The organism is Parasphingorhabdus sp., assembly GCF_039939955.1.
GTDB lineage: Bacteria > Pseudomonadota > Alphaproteobacteria > Sphingomonadales > Sphingomonadaceae > Parasphingorhabdus.
In genome coordinates, this window is record NZ_JBDVHS010000002.1 from 151,517 (window position 1) to 168,139 (window position 16,623).

General features: G+C 54.8%; 23 protein-coding genes. 8 read left to right on the forward strand and 15 right to left on the reverse strand.

Annotation, left to right across the window (positions count from 1 at the left end; all coding sequences use genetic code 11):
* Window positions 1-14: 14 nt before the first annotated feature.
* From rpsI to ABJG22_RS00945, 3 genes are all read right to left on the reverse strand, one after another.
* Window positions 15-554 (reverse strand): 30S ribosomal protein S9, encoded by a 540-nt coding sequence (gene rpsI, locus ABJG22_RS00935; protein WP_348018360.1) that lies wholly within the window; start codon window positions 552-554, stop codon window positions 15-17.
* On the reverse strand, window positions 554-1,033 hold the full coding sequence (gene rplM / locus ABJG22_RS00940; protein ID WP_348018361.1) for a 50S ribosomal protein L13: 480 nt from the start codon (window positions 1,031-1,033) through the stop codon (window positions 554-556). The genes rpsI and rplM overlap by 1 nt, the downstream gene beginning before the upstream one ends.
* A 140-nt stretch (window positions 1,034-1,173) precedes the next feature.
* Complete coding sequence (locus tag ABJG22_RS00945) at window positions 1,174-2,226, reverse strand: COX15/CtaA family protein (protein ID WP_348018362.1); 1,053 nt, start codon at window positions 2,224-2,226, stop codon at window positions 1,174-1,176.
* Window positions 2,227-2,375: 149 nt separating this feature from the next.
* On the opposite strand from ABJG22_RS00945, the gene ABJG22_RS00950 reads away from it, so the two are divergent.
* From ABJG22_RS00950 to ABJG22_RS00980, 7 genes are all read left to right on the forward strand, one after another.
* Window positions 2,376-2,783 (forward strand): MerC domain-containing protein, encoded by a 408-nt coding sequence (locus ABJG22_RS00950; RefSeq protein WP_348018363.1) that lies wholly within the window; start codon window positions 2,376-2,378, stop codon window positions 2,781-2,783.
* Window positions 2,784-2,829: 46 nt separating this feature from the next.
* Window positions 2,830-3,288, forward strand: coding sequence for a transcriptional repressor (locus ABJG22_RS00955; protein WP_348018364.1), 459 nt, complete (start codon window positions 2,830-2,832; stop codon window positions 3,286-3,288).
* A 97-nt stretch (window positions 3,289-3,385) separates the two neighbouring features.
* Window positions 3,386-5,314: a 1-deoxy-D-xylulose-5-phosphate synthase gene (dxs, locus tag ABJG22_RS00960; protein WP_348018365.1), complete on the forward strand. Its 1,929-nt coding sequence runs from the start codon at window positions 3,386-3,388 to the stop codon at window positions 5,312-5,314.
* 42 nt (window positions 5,315-5,356) lie between these two features.
* The gene (locus ABJG22_RS00965; RefSeq protein ID WP_348018366.1) at window positions 5,357-6,145 is read left to right on the forward strand and encodes a hypothetical protein; all 789 of its coding nucleotides are present in this window, start codon (window positions 5,357-5,359) and stop codon (window positions 6,143-6,145) included.
* A 56-nt stretch (window positions 6,146-6,201) separates the two neighbouring features.
* On the forward strand, window positions 6,202-6,876 hold the full coding sequence (locus tag ABJG22_RS00970) for a pyrimidine 5'-nucleotidase (RefSeq protein ID WP_348018367.1): 675 nt from the start codon (window positions 6,202-6,204) through the stop codon (window positions 6,874-6,876).
* 5 nt (window positions 6,877-6,881) lie between these two features.
* Complete coding sequence (gene dapD / locus ABJG22_RS00975; RefSeq protein ID WP_348018368.1) at window positions 6,882-7,718, forward strand: 2,3,4,5-tetrahydropyridine-2,6-dicarboxylate N-succinyltransferase; 837 nt, start codon at window positions 6,882-6,884, stop codon at window positions 7,716-7,718.
* A complete protein-coding gene (locus ABJG22_RS00980; RefSeq protein ID WP_348018369.1) occupies window positions 7,718-9,175 on the forward strand; it encodes a carotenoid oxygenase family protein in 1,458 nt (485 codons plus the stop codon). Before dapD ends, ABJG22_RS00980 begins: the two co-directional genes overlap by 1 nt.
* Window positions 9,176-9,219: 44 nt before the next feature.
* Here ABJG22_RS00980 and ruvB read toward each other — a convergent pair whose 3' ends face one another.
* From ruvB to ABJG22_RS01030, 10 genes are all read right to left on the reverse strand, one after another.
* A complete protein-coding gene (gene ruvB / locus ABJG22_RS00985; protein WP_348018370.1) occupies window positions 9,220-10,245 on the reverse strand; it encodes a Holliday junction branch migration DNA helicase RuvB in 1,026 nt (341 codons plus the stop codon).
* Between the two features lie 2 nt (window positions 10,246-10,247).
* Entirely contained in the window at window positions 10,248-10,604 is a 357-nt protein-coding gene (locus ABJG22_RS00990; protein ID WP_348018371.1) for a hypothetical protein, read from the reverse strand.
* Entirely contained in the window at window positions 10,601-11,203 is a 603-nt protein-coding gene (gene ruvA / locus ABJG22_RS00995; protein WP_348018372.1) for a Holliday junction branch migration protein RuvA, read from the reverse strand. Before ruvA ends, ABJG22_RS00990 begins: the two co-directional genes overlap by 4 nt.
* Window positions 11,204-11,261: 58 nt before the next feature.
* Window positions 11,262-11,732, reverse strand: a complete 471-nt coding sequence (ruvC, locus tag ABJG22_RS01000) for a crossover junction endodeoxyribonuclease RuvC (protein ID WP_348018373.1) — start codon at window positions 11,730-11,732, stop codon at window positions 11,262-11,264.
* A 1-nt stretch (window position 11,733) separates the two neighbouring features.
* Entirely contained in the window at window positions 11,734-12,084 is a 351-nt protein-coding gene (locus ABJG22_RS01005) for a DUF3147 family protein (RefSeq protein WP_348018773.1), read from the reverse strand.
* Window positions 12,084-12,833 carry a YebC/PmpR family DNA-binding transcriptional regulator gene (locus tag ABJG22_RS01010; RefSeq protein ID WP_348018374.1) on the reverse strand — a complete coding sequence of 250 codons (750 nt, stop codon included), beginning with the start codon at window positions 12,831-12,833 and terminating at the stop codon, window positions 12,084-12,086. The genes ABJG22_RS01005 and ABJG22_RS01010 overlap by 1 nt, the downstream gene beginning before the upstream one ends.
* 23 nt (window positions 12,834-12,856) lie before the next feature.
* Entirely contained in the window at window positions 12,857-13,177 is a 321-nt protein-coding gene (locus ABJG22_RS01015; RefSeq protein ID WP_348018774.1) for a heavy metal-binding domain-containing protein, read from the reverse strand.
* A 63-nt stretch (window positions 13,178-13,240) separates the two neighbouring features.
* A complete protein-coding gene (locus tag ABJG22_RS01020) occupies window positions 13,241-13,729 on the reverse strand; it encodes an arsinothricin resistance N-acetyltransferase ArsN1 family B (protein ID WP_348018375.1) in 489 nt (162 codons plus the stop codon).
* Window positions 13,729-13,971 carry a DUF2312 domain-containing protein gene (locus ABJG22_RS01025; protein ID WP_100093000.1) on the reverse strand — a complete coding sequence of 81 codons (243 nt, stop codon included), beginning with the start codon at window positions 13,969-13,971 and terminating at the stop codon, window positions 13,729-13,731. The genes ABJG22_RS01020 and ABJG22_RS01025 overlap by 1 nt, the downstream gene beginning before the upstream one ends.
* A gap of 45 nt (window positions 13,972-14,016) precedes the next feature.
* Window positions 14,017-14,325 (reverse strand): DUF1244 domain-containing protein, encoded by a 309-nt coding sequence (locus tag ABJG22_RS01030; RefSeq protein WP_348018376.1) that lies wholly within the window; start codon window positions 14,323-14,325, stop codon window positions 14,017-14,019.
* An 86-nt stretch (window positions 14,326-14,411) separates the two neighbouring features.
* Between ABJG22_RS01030 and pyk the strand changes: the two genes are divergently transcribed.
* Window positions 14,412-15,863: a pyruvate kinase gene (gene pyk, locus ABJG22_RS01035; protein ID WP_348018377.1), complete on the forward strand. Its 1,452-nt coding sequence runs from the start codon at window positions 14,412-14,414 to the stop codon at window positions 15,861-15,863.
* Here the strand turns inward: pyk and ABJG22_RS01040 are convergent.
* Both ABJG22_RS01040 and ykgO read right to left on the reverse strand, forming a co-directional pair.
* Window positions 15,860-16,486 (reverse strand): HAD family phosphatase, encoded by a 627-nt coding sequence (locus ABJG22_RS01040; protein ID WP_348018378.1) that lies wholly within the window; start codon window positions 16,484-16,486, stop codon window positions 15,860-15,862. The two genes, pyk and ABJG22_RS01040, sit on opposite strands and share 4 nt — an antisense overlap.
* A 10-nt stretch (window positions 16,487-16,496) precedes the next feature.
* Window positions 16,497-16,622 (reverse strand): type B 50S ribosomal protein L36, encoded by a 126-nt coding sequence (ykgO, locus tag ABJG22_RS01045; protein ID WP_011415100.1) that lies wholly within the window; start codon window positions 16,620-16,622, stop codon window positions 16,497-16,499.
* Window position 16,623 lies beyond the last annotated feature (1 nt).

Genomic DNA, 16,623 nt, shown 5'->3' on the forward strand with positions numbered 1-16,623 from the left:
CGATTTGGGTTCGCTTAACGCTTGGAGAACTGGAAGCTCTTACGCGCTTTTGCCTTACCATATTTCTTACGCTCAACCTTACGACTGTCACGGGTAAGAAAGCCTTCTGCCTTCACTGCGGACCGCAAAGCTGGCTCATATTTGGTCAGAGCTTGCGAAATCCCGTGCTTAACCGCACCAGCCTGTCCGGAAAGACCGCCGCCTTTGACGGTAACTTCAACGTCATACTGACCTTCACGCTCAGTGATTGCGAAAACCTGGTTGAGCACCAGACGCAAGGTTGGACGGGCGAAATAGGTTTCCTGATCGCGGCCATTGACCGTGATCTTACCCTTACCGGGCTTCAACCATACGCGGGCAACCGCGTCTTTCCGACGGCCGGTTGCATAAGCACGGCCATATTGATCCAGCTCCTGCTCGCGCAAAGGCATGGTGGAGACGGGTGGCTCAGCGGCTACAACTTCGGCATCCGCATCAGCAGCAGCCGGTGCATCAACCACAGCCGGGCCAGCGATATCTTTAAGATCAGCGAGATCGGTTTTTACGTCAGACATTATGCGCCCACCTTATTCTTACGGTTCATCGAAGCGACGTCGAGCGCCACTGGGTTCTGGCCGTTATACGGATGCTCGGTGCCAGCAAAAACATGCAAGGCACGCATCTGTGCGAAACCAAGCGGTCCCTTAGGGATCATCCGCTCAACAGCTTTTTCTACAACGCGCTCAGGGAAACGGCCTTCGAGGACCTTTTCCGCTGTCGTGCCGCTGATGCCGCCAGGATAGCCAGAGTGCTTGTAATAGGTTTTCTGCTTGGTCTTGTTGCCAGTGAACTTCACCTTTTCAGCATTGATCACGATGACATGGTCTCCGCAATCAACATGTGGGGTGTAGCTTGGCTTGTGCTTGCCGCGCAGGATATTGGCAATGATCGAAGACATACGGCCAACAACCAGATCGGTGGCATCAATGATATGCCATTTCTTTTCGACATCAGCTGGCTTCGCCGACTGAGTCTGTTTGGTGATACCCTTCATGGGCTTTGCTCCTTCTGGGAGAGTGAAGTGATTCAAAAAATACAAAAGCCGGGACGTTATGGCCCGGCCGACTGCGGCGCTATTGGCGATGTTTCTCCGGCAAGTCAAGCAAAAGCGGGGCTTTGCTGGCGGGTATAATATTACCTAGGGGTGCGGCCAGTGAGATGGATGCCCCATATGGTTGACGCGACAACCAATGCTCCCACCGCTTGATGCAATACCGCAAGATGGATGTTGATTCCGGTCATCACCGTAGCGATTCCGAGCAATATCTGACTGCCGAACGCAATGTGGATCGCAATCGAGGCCCGGCGATCTATGGGACGGACTTTCCGCGCAAGAATGACTAGAAAGCCGACGACGACCCAAGCCCACCAGCGATGAATGAAATGAATCAGATAGGGATCATTGCTCAACGTCGACCACAGCCCTGCCGCCCATTCTATCCCGCCGGGAATGAAATAATCATTCATCAGTGGCCAGGTGTTCGACACATATCCCGCATCGAGGCCCGCCGTATAAGCGCCGAACAGCAACTGTATGAAAAGCACGGCAATCACGGCCAAACCAAAGCCTGTCATCCGCGCTGGCTTATGATTGCCCACAGCCAGCTGCCGCAAATCAAGCGCGGTCCAAACCAGTCCACCGAGGATGAACAGCGCGGTCAACAAATGGACCGCCAGTCGATAATGACTAACATCGGTCCGTTCGCTCAGACCGGAACTGACCATCCACCAGCCGACCGCCCCTTGCAATCCACCAAGTGCGAGCAAGGCAAGCAGGCGCCAGCCATAGCCGGAGGGGATTGCCCGCTTCACGGCGAACCAGAGCAGGGGCAGCGCAAAAGCCACGCCGATCAACCGCCCGAGCAGACGGTGAACCCATTCCCAGAAATAGATGAACTTGAAATCCGCCAGCGTCATGCCCGCGGGACCGCTAATCTCCAAATATTCGGGAATCTGTTTATATTTTTCGAACTCGGATAGCCAATCCGCCTCGCTCAACGGAGGCAATGCCCCGGTCACCGGCTTCCATTCCGTTATCGACAGCCCTGATTCTGTCAGCCGGGTAATGCCGCCGACTATCACCATGATAAAAACCAGAAAGGCGACGGAATAGAGCCAGTTGGATATGGCGATAGGCCGCATTTTGATTGGGCTATTCGGTTGATTCGTAGCGATCGGGTCGGTCATGGATCGCTATTTGATATCAAAACCAAAGTCTGACAACCCGAAACATCGGTACCTTCGTCAGATACCTCCCTAATCCAAATGATATGTTGTATCTTAACCTCCTTAATCCTATATCGGCCGCACGCAATCAACATGTGAGGCAGCGAGTCGTGTTTACGGCCACGAAATTGTGGAACAAAGATGGTCTTTTGATCAGGGATGGTCTGTGGGATCGTTTGGCCGTGCTTCTTTCCGGCCTGTGCCTTGTGCATTGTATCTCGACCATCGCCATTGTCGCAATCTTGTCGTCGACCGGCGGTATGCTGTTCGATCCCCTGATCCACGAAATCGGTCTGGGTATCGCCATTGCCATCGGCTTGTTCAGTCTCGGTCGCGGCGTCATGGATCATGGCTATATCATGCCGGTTGCGATCGGAAGCCTCGGGTTGGGAATGATGATCGGTGCGATATCCATTGGTCATGATAGCGGGCACGGTAGCGAAGAAGTCTTGTCCACAATGATCGGCGTCGGCTTGCTCGCGCTTGCCCATGATCTGAACTACCGCGCCACGCATTAAATTGCTCCCCATTGCCCTTGCGGCGAAACTACCCTAAATTACCCTTATGGGAAAACATGATCATCATGAGCATCACGGCGAGTCTTTGGCCGACGCGGCACGCGCCAATCTAGAGAAATCCGGCGAAAAATGGACGGACACAAGGGCGTCTATCTTTGAAGCATTAGCTGGATTTTCACGCCCTGCCTCTGCCTATGACATCGCCGAACTCGTGTCCGCCGCACGCGGCAAACGCGTCGCACCGAATAGCGTCTATCGGATTCTCGATCTATTCGTGGCGAATAATCTCGCGATGCGGGTCGAAAGCGCCAATGCCTATCTAGCCAACAGCCACCCTGGCTGTCAGCATGACTGTATTTTCCTTGTTTGCGATACATGTGGCGAGGCCACACATATTGATGATGAGCCTCTGTCCCAACAAGTGCGCAAAGTGGCGCAGAGTGAAGGCTTTAATTCGATCCGCCCAGTGATTGAGGTACGTGGCATTTGCCAGAAGTGCATTTGATCCGCCCCATTTGTCAGCAAATGTTAATGGGCGGCCTGCTGAATATTCGACAGAGCATTGCGATGCCGTTAAAGCGGGGATCAAACAGGGAGTGAATATGCCGGTTTCGAATACACCTTTGCTGGATGATGTTTCCTATCCAGCAGACTTGCGCAAATTAAAGCCTGAACAGCTTCGGCAGTTTGCGGATGAGTTGCGCACGGAAGTGATCGATACGGTGTCCACAACCGGCGGTCATCTGGGCGCAGGCCTAGGGGTTGTCGAGCTAACCACAGCAATTCACTATGTCTTCAACACACCCGAAGACCGGCTGATCTTCGATGTTGGCCATCAATGCTATCCGCACAAAATCCTGACGGGCCGACGGGACCGGATCAGAACCTTGCGACAAGGTGGCGGACTATCGGGATTCACCAAACGGTCGGAAAGTGAATATGACCCCTTTGGCGCGGCACATAGTTCAACCTCTATTAGTGCGGCCCTTGGTTTTGCAATCGCCAACAAGCTGAACGACAAACCGGGCCGCGGCATTGCCGTCATCGGTGACGGCGCGATGAGCGCAGGCATGGCCTATGAGGCGATGAACAATGCCGAAGCAGCCGGTAATCGGTTGGTCGTCATCCTAAACGACAATGACATGTCAATCGCGCCGCCCGTGGGCGGTCTTTCGGCCTATCTTGCGCGCATAGTATCCTCCCGGGAATTTCTTGGCGTGCGCCAACTGGCACGCCGCATCGCCAGAAAACTGCCCAAGCCGCTACATGATGCCGCGCGCAAAACCGATGAATATGCGCGTGGTATGACCATGGGCGGAACCCTCTTCGAGGAACTGGGCTTCTACTATGTCGGTCCAATTGACGGCCATAATCTGGAGCATCTGATTCCCATATTGGAAAATGTGCGCGATGCCGCCGAAGGCCCCTGCCTGATCCATGTCGTCACCGAAAAAGGCAAAGGTTATAAATTTGCCGAGGAGGCCGCCGACAAATATCATGGCGTCGCCCAATTTGACGTTGTTTCGGGTAAGCAGAACAAAGGCCCCGGCGGCGGACCACCCGCCTATCAGAATGTTTTTGGTGAAACGCTGGCCAAGCTGGCCAACGATGATTCCCGTATCTGTGCCATTACCGCAGCCATGCCATCCGGTACCGGCGTGGATAAATTTGCCAAGGCGCATCCCGACAAGGCTTTTGATGTCGGTATTGCCGAACAACATGGCGTGACTTTTGCCGCCGGTCTCGCGGCACAGGGTATGCGCCCCTTTTGCGCAATCTATTCGACATTTTTGCAGCGCGCCTATGATCAGGTTGTCCACGATGTGGCCATCCAAAACCTGCCCGTGCGCTTTGCAATTGACCGGGCTGGCTTGGTCGGCGCAGATGGCAGCACCCATGCGGGGTCTTTTGATATCACCTATCTGGCAACGCTCCCCAATATGGTCGTGATGGCCGCCGCAGACGAAGCAGAGCTGGCGCACATGACCTATACCGCTGCGGAATATGACAAAGGCCCTATCGCCTTCCGCTATCCGCGCGGCAATGGCACCGGCGTGCCCATTCCGGAGAAGCTGGAACAGTTAGAAATCGGCAAAGGCCGGATCATCAAAGAAGGTACCAAGGTCGCGATACTCTCACTGGGCGCGCGCCTCGAAGAAGCCAAGAAAGCGGCCGAACGACTGGAAGCTAAAGGATTGAGTACGACCGTTGCCGATCTTCGTTTTGCCAAACCTTTGGATGAAAATCTGATCCGCAAATTGCTAACCACACATGAAGTCGCGGTCACGGTTGAAGAAGCATCTGTCGGCGGCCTTGGCGCCCATGTGCTCACCATGGCCTCTGATCAGGGCCTGACCGATGCCGGCCTGAAAATCCGTACCATGCGACTGCCGGATGTTTTCCAGGACCAGAATAAGCCAGATTTGCAATATGCTGAAGCTGGCTTAGATGCCGATGGCATAGTCGATACTGTGCTAAAGGCGCTGCGTCACAACAGCACTAGTGTTGAAGGGGCAGGCGCGCGGGCTTGACTTTACCCTAGGAAGTGTAGCTAATCCTCTTCGGAGGAACCTATGCCACCAATAGCCAGCAACATCATTCTCTATACATCCATAGCTGCCTTTGTTCTGTGCGTTATTGGTGGATTACTGATTTTGTTTGAAAGGTGGGAGCCCAAGCATAGCGGCACGCGACGGTGGCTCGTCGGGGGCGTGTTGGCTTCGATTGTCGGCGGAGTTGTTGCCAATTCCAACGCAATGTTTCGTCAATCGGGTGACAATAGTACGGCTGTCAGTATATTTAACGCCCAAACACCTGAAAGTCCGAACGGATCCATCGCAGTACAAACCGAACGCACGGTGCCAGATCCTCGGACAACCAATCCCGAAATAGGAAGCACTAACGACATTGGATTAACGACGCCCTCGGAGCCAGATGTGCCTAACCCAACGCCGCCCGCCACATCAGCAAAAAAATGGTCGGAACGAATTGTATCATGGCAATCCGCAAATTTGCCGGCCCGTCCGACGCTTCCCGATCCTCCCGACAAAAGCTATCCGGAATGCGCGGACAAAATAAAGGCGCAAGATTTCCTAGCGGTTACCAAGCAAGATGCTCGTGATTGCTTTCGGTTGCTGGATCAATTTAACTCGAAGACATTGCTGCCCTACCAGTTCCTCTACCATCCCTATACGGATGAGGTCGAAAAAGCGGCACGATATCAACCCGATGCTGAAATTCTGACTTTTTTACAGTCGGAATATCTTAGTCTGACCGATTCCGAAGGCGCGGATTTTCTGCGTTTCAACCAGATTAGTAATAAATTTGACGGTGATCGTCGCTGGATGCAGCGACTAAAATAACCGGATAGTCGCAGCATGCGCTTGCCGAACCGAAATCTATTGCCTAGGCGCCTTTCATGCTGCCCGAACTTTCCCATATCGATCATTGGATATTTGATCTCGACAATGTCCTCTATCCGGCCGAGTGCGATCTATTCGCGCTGATCGATATCAAAATGGGTGAATATATTTCCCAGACACTGGACTGTGATCTGGTAGAAGCACGAAAAATCCAGAAGGGGTTTTTCCACGAGCATGGGACCACGCTGGCTGGCTTGATGCATCACCATGACATTGACCCCGGCGATTTCCTCGATTTCGTTCATGACATAGATATGGACCGCCTATCTCCCGCGCCTTTGGTCCGCGATGCTATTGCTGCGCTACCGGGCGAAAAGCTGGTCTTCACCAATGCCGACCGGCCCTATGCGGAGCGAGTATTGGAAAAGCGCGGGCTCAGCGGCCTGTTTCACCAGATGCATGACATCCGAAACACCGGGCTTGTCCCCAAACCGCAAAAACCGGCTTATGACAGCATGGTCGCGGCTACCGGCATCGATCCAACGCGCGCCTTGTTCGTTGAAGATATGGCGCGCAATTTGCGTCCGGCGAAAGATTTGGGCATGACAACCGTGTGGATCAACACCGGTGCAGAATGGGCTGGCCGAGAGCATGATCCGGCCTATATTGATCACGAAATCACCGATCTGGAAAGCTGGGTCACCGGCCTCCACAAAGCGAAGGAAGAATAACCAACATGACCGCAGCATTGCAGACCATAATCGACGACGCCTGGGAAAAACGGGAATCCCTTGGCCTGACTACCCAAGGAGAGGTCCGCGATGCCGTGGATGCGGCTCTGGCAATGCTCGACAATGGCACCGGGCGTGTTGCGGAAAAAAAGGATGGAGCCTGGGTCGTCAATCAATGGCTTAAGAAAGCCGTACTGCTGTCCTTCCGGCTCAATGACAATGCAGTGATCGAAGGTCCCGGCGGCGCAAACCATTGGGACAAGGTCCCGAGCAAATTTGCCGGTTGGGGTGAAAACCGGTTCCGCGAAGCAGGCTTCCGATCCGTTCCCGGTTCCATCGTACGCCAAGGATCGCACATCGGACGCGGCGTTGTGCTGATGCCGAGCTTCGTCAACATCGGCGCCTTTGTCGATGAAGGCAGCATGATCGATGGTTGGGCGACAGTCGGCAGCTGCGCGCAAATCGGTAAAAATGTTCATATCTCCGGTGGCGCTGGCATCGGCGGCGTTCTCGAACCGCTACAGGCTGGTCCCGTGATCATCGAAGACGGCGCGTTTATCGGCGCGCGATCGGAAGTTGCCGAAGGCGTCCGTGTTGGCGAAGGCGCGGTGCTATCCATGGGCGTCTATCTTGGTGCATCCACCAAGATTGTTGACCGGGACACCGGAAAAATCTGGATCGGCGAAGTGCCACCTTATTCCGTTGTTGTGCCCGGAACATTGCCGCCCAAAGTAGCAGTTGATGGTGCGCCGCAACCGTCGCTCTATTGCGCAGTAATCGTCAAGACGGTCGACGCGCAGACGCGGTCCAAAACTGGCATCAACGAATTGCTGCGCGACTGATGGCTACCCGGGTGGATCAGGTGAAGGCAACGCTGGAACCGAACGACCACCCCTATCGCAACGGCGCATGGACTCCGGTTTTCGAAGAAGTCGACCGGGATGATCTCGAGATAATCGGGACCATTCCAGCCGATATTGACGGGCTATATGTCCGCAACACGGAAAACCCGGTCCATGGCAGCATCGGTCGCTATCACCCCTTTGATGGCGATGGAATGATCCACACCATCCGTTTGCAGGGTGGCAAAGCGGTCTATCGCAATCGCTTTGTCCGCACCGAGGGGTTTGAAGCGGAACAAGAAGAAGGCGGCCCTTTGTGGGCGGGAATCATGGGCAAGCCCGATGATTCCAAACGCAAAGGCTGGGGCGCCCATGGCAGCGTCAAGGACAGCAGCTCGACCGATGTTGTGATCCATGCTGGCGCGATCCTCTCGACCTTCTACCAATGCGGTGAAGGCTATCGGCTCGACCCGGACACATTGGAAACTCTGGGCACGGCGGGCTGGGTGCCGGAGGATGGCATTTCTGCGCATCCTAAGGTCGATGAAGCAACCGGCGAGTTGCTGTTTTTCAACTATTCGACCAAGCTACCCTATCTCCATTATGGCGTCGTCGGCCCGGACAATGAGCTGAAGCATCTCATACCCATCGAACTGCCCGGCGCGCGCCTGCCGCATGATATGGCGTTCACCGAAAATTTCGCGATATTCAATGACTGTCCGCTTTACTGGAAACCGGAGCTGATCGACCAGAATCTCTATATTCCTTCGTGGCATCCCGATGAGCCAACCCGCTTCGGCATCATCCCGCGCAGGGGCCAGCCGGAGGATATCAAATGGTTTGATGCCAAAGCGACCTATGTGCTCCACTGGTCCAATGCCTATGAAGACGGCGATGAAGTCGTCCTCGACGGCTATTTCCAGAATGATCCCGTACCGCCACCACTGACCGATTTCCCCGCCGGCTATGAAAGCATGGGCGCGAGCATCGACCTGCACAGTTTCAAACCCGAACTGCACCGCTGGCGTTTCAATATGAAAACCGGCGAGACCAAAGAAGAGACATTGTTCAACGACTATCCGGTCGAATTCGGGATGATCAACCAGCAGATCGCCGGACAGCCCTATCGCTATGTTTATAGTGTCACCGGCGAGCCGGGCTGGTTCCTGTTCAACGGTCTGACCAAACATGATCTGGTGACCGGCGAAACGGAGCATCTGAGCTTTGGCGAGCAGCGCTTCGGATCCGAAGCGCCCTTCATCCCGCGCGCCAATGCACGGTCAGAAGATGACGGCTATCTGATCAGCTTTATCACTGACATGGCGCAAGATCGCAGCGAGTGCATCATTATCGATGCGCAGAATATAGCGGCAGGTCCGGTCTGCACGATCATCCTACCGCACCGGATATCGAGCGGCACCCATGCGACTTGGGCTTCGGCGGCGCAATTGGGGTAATATGTCATGCCAGTACAGGCTGGCATCCAACCCGATATCGCGGTTCAATCAAACAATTCGCCATCGCTGGCTTTTCCGGCAGGCGGCGTAAGCCCGAGATGTTTCCAAGCACGATCATTGAGCATCCGTCCCCGCGCCGTCCGGGCGACCAGACCAAGCTGGATCAAATAGGGCTCAATCACTTCCTCGATCGTATCGCGCGGTTCGGACAGGCCGGCGGCTAGCGTTTCGACACCCACCGGTCCCCCCTTGTAGATATCCGCGATCATAAGGAGATAGCGGCGATCCATCGCGTCGAGGCCGATGCTGTCTACTTCCAGCCGCGTGAGCGACCCGTCAGCGGTTTTTCGATCAACAATCGCGGCCCCCGACACATTGGCGAAATCGCGGACCCGGCGGAGCAAGCGTCCTGCGATGCGCGGCGTGCCTCTTGCGCGACGGGCAACCTCGGTGGCACCATCCGGCGCGATGTCCAGATCGAGCAGCTTCGCGGCGCGGTGGACAACTTTTTCCAGCTCTTCGGTCGAGTAGAAGTTGAGCCGCACCGGAATGCCGAAACGATCGCGCAAGGGCGTGGTCAGCAACCCCTGTCTTGTGGTCGCCCCGATCAGCGTGAATTGCGGCAAGTCGATCCGCACCGACCGCGCTGACGGACCTTCACCGATGATCAAATCAAGTGCGCGGTCTTCCATCGCCGGATAAAGCACTTCCTCGACCACCGGATTGAGCCGGTGGATCTCGTCGATAAACAGGACATCGCCTTCTTCGAGATTGGTCAGAAGCGCCGCCAGATCACCGGATTTGGCAATGACCGGCCCCGACGTAGCACGAAAACCAACGCCCAGTTCCCGCGCAATAATCTGCGCCAGCGTGGTCTTGCCCAGGCCGGGCGGGCCGAAAAACAAAGTATGATCCAGCGCTTCCTTGCGCTGCCTCGCGGCGTCGATAAACACCCGCAAATTCCCGCGCGCCGCTTCCTGCCCGATAAATTCGTCTAGCGTTTTCGGACGCAGGGCGGCGTCTATGTCTTCGACCTTGCGTTCGGGTGATTGGAGGCGGTCTTCAGTCATGACTATTCGATGCCAGCAATTGCTGTGACCGCATCGGAAATTTCTTTGGCCACAAAAAATGCTCCTCCCCCAATCAACAAACCCAAGGGAAGAGCAATAGCAAGTGCTATTCGCCAGTTATTTGTCTTAATCCGGTTACTCAATGGATATAGGTAGCCGATTGGGAACCCTACATATGCACCTATAACTAGGATCAGCAGCCCCGACAGGATACTTAAAGTCAAACTTTCAATTTGATCAGCAGCCACTCGGAACACGGCTGCCAAAACAATTAGCTCGGCTAGCCGTGTGACATAGTCAACCGTTGGTTTTATATAATTTACCCAAGCGGTGTCCTCATATCGCTCTGTCCACTTCATCGCGCCGCCTTCTTCAATGCCAGCCGCACCAGCGCATCTAGCGTCACGCCATCGCCGGCCTCGGCATCTGCCGCCGCCACCGCTGCACTGGCATCCGCCGGTTTGAAGCCAAGATTCTGCAGCGCGCTGACCGCATCTGCGCTGTTGTTCGAGGACGCGTGAACCGCATCGCCGCCAGCAACCGGATCGGTCGCGATGCCGCCGACCTTGTCTTTCAATTCATTGACAATCCGCAGCGCCAGTTTTGGCCCCACGCCGTTGGCACGGCTGACCATCGCCTTGTCAGCGGTCGCCACGGCGCGCGAAATCTCTCCGGGTTCCAGTGCCGACAATATCGCCAGTGCGACCTTGCCGCCAACGCCTTGCACGGAGATCAGCAGCCGGAACCAGTCCCGCTCTGAACCGCTGGCAAAGCCCATCAGACGCATATCGGTCTCGCTGACCTGCATTTCGGTATAGATGGTCGCGCCATCGCCCTTGCCGCCAATCGCGCCAATGGTGCGCGACGAACAGAAAACCAGATAACCGACGCCATTTACGTCAAGCACGATATTATCCATGCCGATTTCGTCGATGGTGCCGGTCAGTTTTGCGATCATGTAGCTGTTTTAACGCGGCAGGCGAATCTGTCGAGTTTTTGTTTTGTTCTTTTCGTTCTTACCGCTTTCGGTGATGCACATGGGTGATCGCTACGGCCAGCGCATCAGCGGCATCCTCGCCAGCCAGTTTCACGCCGGGCAGCAGGATTTTGATCATCGCCTGCACTTGATCCTTGGCCGCATTGCCGACCCCAACCACAGATTTCTTCACGGTACGCGCCGAATATTCGCCGACTTCGATCCCGGTCCGTGAAGCGCCGAGCAGCACCACGCCGCGCGCCTGACCGAGCTTCAATGTGCTTTGAGGGTTGCTGTTGACGAACACTTCCTCAACCGCCGCGCCGTCCGGCTTATATTCCAGCAACAGATCCGTCAGTTCGAGATCAATTTTTAGCAAGCGACTGGCCAAAGCCATTTTGGGATCGGTTTTTATATGGCCATTGGCGATATGGGAAAGACGATTGCCATCGGCGCTGATCACGCCCCAGCCGGTTGTGCCGAGGCCGGGGTCAAGGCCTAGAATGATCATCTCAGATGGGAAGTCCCATCCGACGGCCGACAAAAGCCATGATCATATAAAGGCTGATCGTCAGCACACATCCAGCCGTCAGCGATAACCAGAAACTGGTGCCATTGCGCAGCAACAGCGGAATCAGCAAAAACATCGGGAGAGAGGGCAGGACATACCAGAATGTAGCCTCCGCATGTAGGGCCATATTCTCTGCGTCAGGGCGCGCATACCAAAGGAAAATCATACCCAAAATCGATATCAACGGCAACGAGGCGACCAGCGCCCCGAAACTCGGCTGACGTTGCGCGATGGTTGCGACCAGTGCGACGATCACTCCTGCGAGTGCGGCCTTGGCGGCAAATTCCCACATCACCCGGCGTTCAGTTTTTCCATGATCTCGTCGGACACGTCATAATTGCCCCAGACGGTCTGGACGTCGTCATCTTCTTCGAGCAAATCGATAAGACCAAGCAGTGTTTCAGCCTGTTCTTGATCGACTTCAACCTGAACCGATGGCCGCCAGGCAAGCTTCACGCTTCCCGCTTCACCGAGAGATTTCTCCAAAGCGCCTGCAACTTCATGCAAATCTTCCATCGCGGTCCAGATTTCGTGACCATCATCATCGGAAGAAATATCGTCGGCCCCTGCCTCCATGGCAGCTTCCAACACTTTATCCTCATCACCGGCGCTGACCGGATATTGAATATAGCCGACCCGATCAAAGCCGTGAGAAACCGATCCGGTTTCGCCGACATTGCCGCCATTGCGGGACATGATCGTGCGGACGTTGGTGAAGGTACGGTTGGTATTGTCGGTCAGGGTCTCGATGATCAGGGAGACGCCGCCCGGTCCAAAGCCTTCATAGCGCACTTCGCTATAGTCATCGCCTTCATTGGCAGAGGCCTTGTCAATGGCGCGCTGGATGCCATCTTTTGGCATGGACACGGCTTTGGCATTGTTCACAGCCAGGCGAAGCCGTGGGTTCATATCCGGATCCGGCATGCCCGATTTGGCCGCCACGGTAATTTCCCGGCTCAGCTTTGAAAATTGCGCCGAGCGTTTTTTATCCTGCGCACCCTTGCGATGCTTGATATTGTTAAATTTACTATGGCCTGCCATTTTACCTCAAATTCCCAAATTTCTCATTCTACAACTACCGCAGTTCCGGATGCGGATACCATTAACATCGAACCTTTGTCGCCTACGACTTCATAGTCAAGGTCAACACCCACTACAGCATTGGCACCAACCTTCGCCGCCTCTGCTTCCATTTCCGCCAAGGCTTCGTCGCGGGCGCGCTTCAGCACATTTTCATATTTGCCCGAACGCCCGCCGACAATATCAGTGATGCTGGCGAACAGGTCACGGAACAGGTTGGCACCAACAATCACCTCACCAATGACGATCCCGCGATAGTCACGGATCGCATGGCCTTCGATATTGGGTGTCGTAGTGGCGATCATATTGCTTGTCACACTCTTCGAGTTCCGAACCATTTGTTCACTGCTGTTAATCTGGCAAGGCTGTTAGAGCAATCGCTGAAACCAAGCAACATCGCGCCAAGCTCCCATTTTCCAACCCACTTCCTTATATGTGCCAATGTGCTCAAAATGCATTGTCTGATGCAACGCTATGCTCGCTTTGTTTGGTAGAGCTATTCCGGCAAATGCAGCGTGCATTTTTCTGGCTTTCAACCGCGGCAATAGCGCCTCATATAATCTCCGACCAACACCAAGGCGTCGTTGGTCAGAATCGATATAGGCGGTTATATCACAACTGGTTTGATAGGCCTCGCGGCTGCGATGTTCAGAACCATAGGCATAGCCAATGACCACTCCATCCACTTCGGCAACTAGCCAGTCGTGCAAACGCATTGCTTTGGAAATGCGAGCGGCCATTTCTTCATCGTCAGGCGCTTCGAGCTCAAAACTAATCCAGCTGTCGGTGACGAACGGCGCGTAGATTTCGGCACAGCGTGGCGCATCAGCAACCGTCGCAGGCCGGATCTCGACCATCAGGCCAAACCAAGCGCCGATTTATAGGTGTCGAGTATGGCTTCCATTTCCTGCCGGTCGTGGGTTTCCATTTTCCGCAGACGAACGATCTGACGCATGATTTTGGCGTCATAGCCTTGCGACTTGGCTTCGGAATAGACGTCACGGATATCGTCCGCCATGCCCTTTTTCTCTTCTTCCAGCCGCTCGATGCGCTCGATAAACAGACGCAGCTGGTCTGCGGCAACATTGCCTTCGCTCATTCTTTCATTCCCTTGAAAAACTATATTCGGATTCGAAGCCTATCCTTAAGATGCAACGACGTTTTTTGCTACGCTTTCCTTCATCTTTTTGAGCCGCTCAGGTGTGGCTTCGGTTTGATATTTTTTCTTCCACTCGCTCGCCGGCATGCCGTGAATTGCTTCCCGGGCTTCATCCTTGCTCATGCTACCGCCCGCTTCATTGGTCGCCTCCATCACCCAATCGGCAAGGCAGTTGCGGCAAAAGCCAGACAACCCCATCAAATCGATATTCTCCGCATCATGGCGATTCTGAAGATGATCGACCAGGCGACGAAAGGCGGTGGCAGCTGCAGCATCAGATATTTGGTCGGTCATGTTTGTTTCCGTTGTTATTTGTTTTTATCCTGTCATGAATTAGGGTTAGGAAACACGCAGGTAAAGCGCCACTAAGGAATTTGTGCATGGCATCGCCGATCTTCTCTCGTAATCGCAAAGTTAAAGTGCTGGCAACGCTCGGGCCGGCCAGCGGCAGCGCCGCCATGATCGAGAAAATGTACCGCGCCGGGGTCGATGCTTTTCGGATGAACATGAGCCATGGCGAACATCAGGCCCATGCTGCCAATGTGAAATCGATCCGGGCGCTGGAAAAGAAAGTCGGCCGGCCAATCACGATCCTCGCCGACCTGCAGGGGCCGAAACTGCGCATCGGTACTTTCGCAAAGCCGCCGGTGCTTTTGAAAGACGGCGCACGCTTCACGCTGGACATGCTGAACAAGCAGGGCGACGCGACGCGTGTAACACTGCCCCATAAAGAAATTTTGAACACCCTGCAGCCTGGGCACACATTACTTTTAGACGACGGCAAAATCCGGCTGGAGGTGACCAAGACGGATGGCAAGAGCGTCGAGACCAAAGTGGTCGTCGGTGGTGAAATTTCGGATCGTAAAGGCGTCAATGTTCCGGAAGTCGTGCTGCCGGTCAGTTCGCTCACCGACAAAGATCGCAAGGATTTAACCTTCGCGCTCGATCAGGATGTCGACTGGATCGCCCTCAGCTTTGTGCAGCGTCCCGAAGATGTTGCCGAAGCCCGGCGTCTCATCAGCGGCAAGACCGCATTGCTTGCCAAGATCGAAAAACCCGCGGCAATTGACCGCCTTGATGAGATACTCGAACTATCCGACGCCGTGATGGTGGCGCGCGGTGATCTGGGCGTTGAACTATTGCCCGAACAGGTGCCGCCGCTTCAGAAGAAGATCGTAGCAGCTGCCCGCAAACTGGGCCGGCCGGTGGTCGTCGCCACGCAAATGCTCGAATCGATGATCAAATCGCCGACACCCACCCGTGCAGAAGTGTCCGACGTAGCCACCGCCATATACGACGGCGCCGATGCAATCATGCTGTCAGCAGAATCCGCTATCGGTGACTGGCCGATCGAAGCGGCAACAATGATGGACAGGATTGCCGCCCAGGTGGAGAATGACCCCTCTTATGCCGACCGGGTTCATTTTACCGAAACGGTGCCCGATGAAACCACGGCAGATGCGTTGGCGGCGGCAAGCTATAATATTGCCCGCACCATCGAAACATCGGCGATTGTCTGCTATACATCCTCTGGCTCAACGGCGCGCAGAATGGCGCGCGAACGGCCCTCCGTCCCACTCATGGTCCTGACACCCAATCGCCACACTGCCCGGCGCATCGGATTGCTGTGGGGCGCCTATGCCATCGTCACGCGCGATGTTAGCGACTTTGAAGAAATGATCGCCAAGGCCAAGCGGATGGCATTGCGTCATCAGTTGGGCGAGACGGGCTCACGGTTGATTGTCTGTGCCGGTGTACCCTTTGGAACGCCCGGATCGACCAATTTGCTGCATATCGTTCGCCTGAGCGGGGACGAGCTCAAACAAAGCTAGAGCAGTTGTAAGACTTTCAACTCGCTTTCGAGCGTTGCCGCATTCTGAAAATGATGACCGGAAATACCGAGCGCTTGCCCGGCCTCGATATTATCGAGCCGATCATCGATGAAAAGGCATTGTTCTGCGCGTCGGTCAAAACGGTTTAGCGCGACTTCATATATCGCTCGGTCCGGTTTGATCAGCTTTTCTTCCCCAGAGATGACGATATCGGCAAAAAAGTCGAATATCGGTGCGGAGGGCCGGAACTGAGCCCAGGATTCGGCACCAAAATTGCTGATTCCAAAAAGAGGTACGCCGCGGTCCGCCAAGGCGCGGACGAGATCCAGCATACCTTCGACCGGTCCGGGAATCGTTTCGGAAAATCGCTCAGAATAGGCGATGATATGATCAGTATATTCTGGAAATTCCCGACTGCGCTCGGCAACCATGTCGGCAAAGGATCGGCCGGCATCATGTTGGAAATGCCATTCAGGCGTAACGACGTGGGAAAGAAACCAGTCCAGTTCTTCCGGATCATCGATCAGTTTTGCAAAGAGGCAACGCAAGTCCCAGTGATAGAGGACATTGCCAATATCAAAGATGACGCTATCAATTTTGGAGATGGCAGCAGCTCCTGCCAAATACAGGCGACTAGCCCTGACGCGCCTTGAAGCGACGATTCGTCTTGTTAATCACATAAGTGCGACCACGACGACGGATGACGCGGCAATCCCGGTGACGGTTCTTAAGCGACTTCAAAGAGTTGCGGACTTTCATT

Coding starts and splice junctions, on each gene's coding strand:
- rpsI (WP_348018360.1), bottom strand. CDS start 554: ATGTCTGACGTAAAAACCGATCTCGCTGATCTTAAAGATATCGCTGGC.
- rplM (WP_348018361.1), bottom strand. CDS start 1,033: ATGAAGGGTATCACCAAACAGACTCAGTCGGCGAAGCCAGCTGATGTC.
- ABJG22_RS00945 (WP_348018362.1), bottom strand. CDS start 2,226: ATGACCGACCCGATCGCTACGAATCAACCGAATAGCCCAATCAAAATG.
- ABJG22_RS00955 (WP_348018364.1), top strand. CDS start 2,830: ATGGGAAAACATGATCATCATGAGCATCACGGCGAGTCTTTGGCCGAC.
- dxs (WP_348018365.1), top strand. CDS start 3,386: ATGCCGGTTTCGAATACACCTTTGCTGGATGATGTTTCCTATCCAGCA.
- ABJG22_RS00965 (WP_348018366.1), top strand. CDS start 5,357: ATGCCACCAATAGCCAGCAACATCATTCTCTATACATCCATAGCTGCC.
- ABJG22_RS00970 (WP_348018367.1), top strand. CDS start 6,202: ATGCTGCCCGAACTTTCCCATATCGATCATTGGATATTTGATCTCGAC.
- dapD (WP_348018368.1), top strand. CDS start 6,882: ATGACCGCAGCATTGCAGACCATAATCGACGACGCCTGGGAAAAACGG.
- ABJG22_RS00980 (WP_348018369.1), top strand. CDS start 7,718: ATGGCTACCCGGGTGGATCAGGTGAAGGCAACGCTGGAACCGAACGAC.
- ruvB (WP_348018370.1), bottom strand. CDS start 10,245: ATGACTGAAGACCGCCTCCAATCACCCGAACGCAAGGTCGAAGACATA.
- ABJG22_RS00990 (WP_348018371.1), bottom strand. CDS start 10,604: ATGAAGTGGACAGAGCGATATGAGGACACCGCTTGGGTAAATTATATA.
- ruvA (WP_348018372.1), bottom strand. CDS start 11,203: ATGATCGCAAAACTGACCGGCACCATCGACGAAATCGGCATGGATAAT.
- ruvC (WP_348018373.1), bottom strand. CDS start 11,732: ATGATCATTCTAGGCCTTGACCCCGGCCTCGGCACAACCGGCTGGGGC.
- ABJG22_RS01005 (WP_348018773.1), bottom strand. CDS start 12,084: ATGTGGGAATTTGCCGCCAAGGCCGCACTCGCAGGAGTGATCGTCGCA.
- ABJG22_RS01010 (WP_348018374.1), bottom strand. CDS start 12,833: ATGGCAGGCCATAGTAAATTTAACAATATCAAGCATCGCAAGGGTGCG.
- ABJG22_RS01015 (WP_348018774.1), bottom strand. CDS start 13,177: ATGATCGCCACTACGACACCCAATATCGAAGGCCATGCGATCCGTGAC.
- ABJG22_RS01020 (WP_348018375.1), bottom strand. CDS start 13,729: ATGGTCGAGATCCGGCCTGCGACGGTTGCTGATGCGCCACGCTGTGCC.
- ABJG22_RS01025 (WP_100093000.1), bottom strand. CDS start 13,971: ATGAGCGAAGGCAATGTTGCCGCAGACCAGCTGCGTCTGTTTATCGAG.
- ABJG22_RS01030 (WP_348018376.1), bottom strand. CDS start 14,325: ATGACCGACCAAATATCTGATGCTGCAGCTGCCACCGCCTTTCGTCGC.
- pyk (WP_348018377.1), top strand. CDS start 14,412: ATGGCATCGCCGATCTTCTCTCGTAATCGCAAAGTTAAAGTGCTGGCA.
- ykgO (WP_011415100.1), bottom strand. CDS start 16,622: ATGAAAGTCCGCAACTCTTTGAAGTCGCTTAAGAACCGTCACCGGGAT.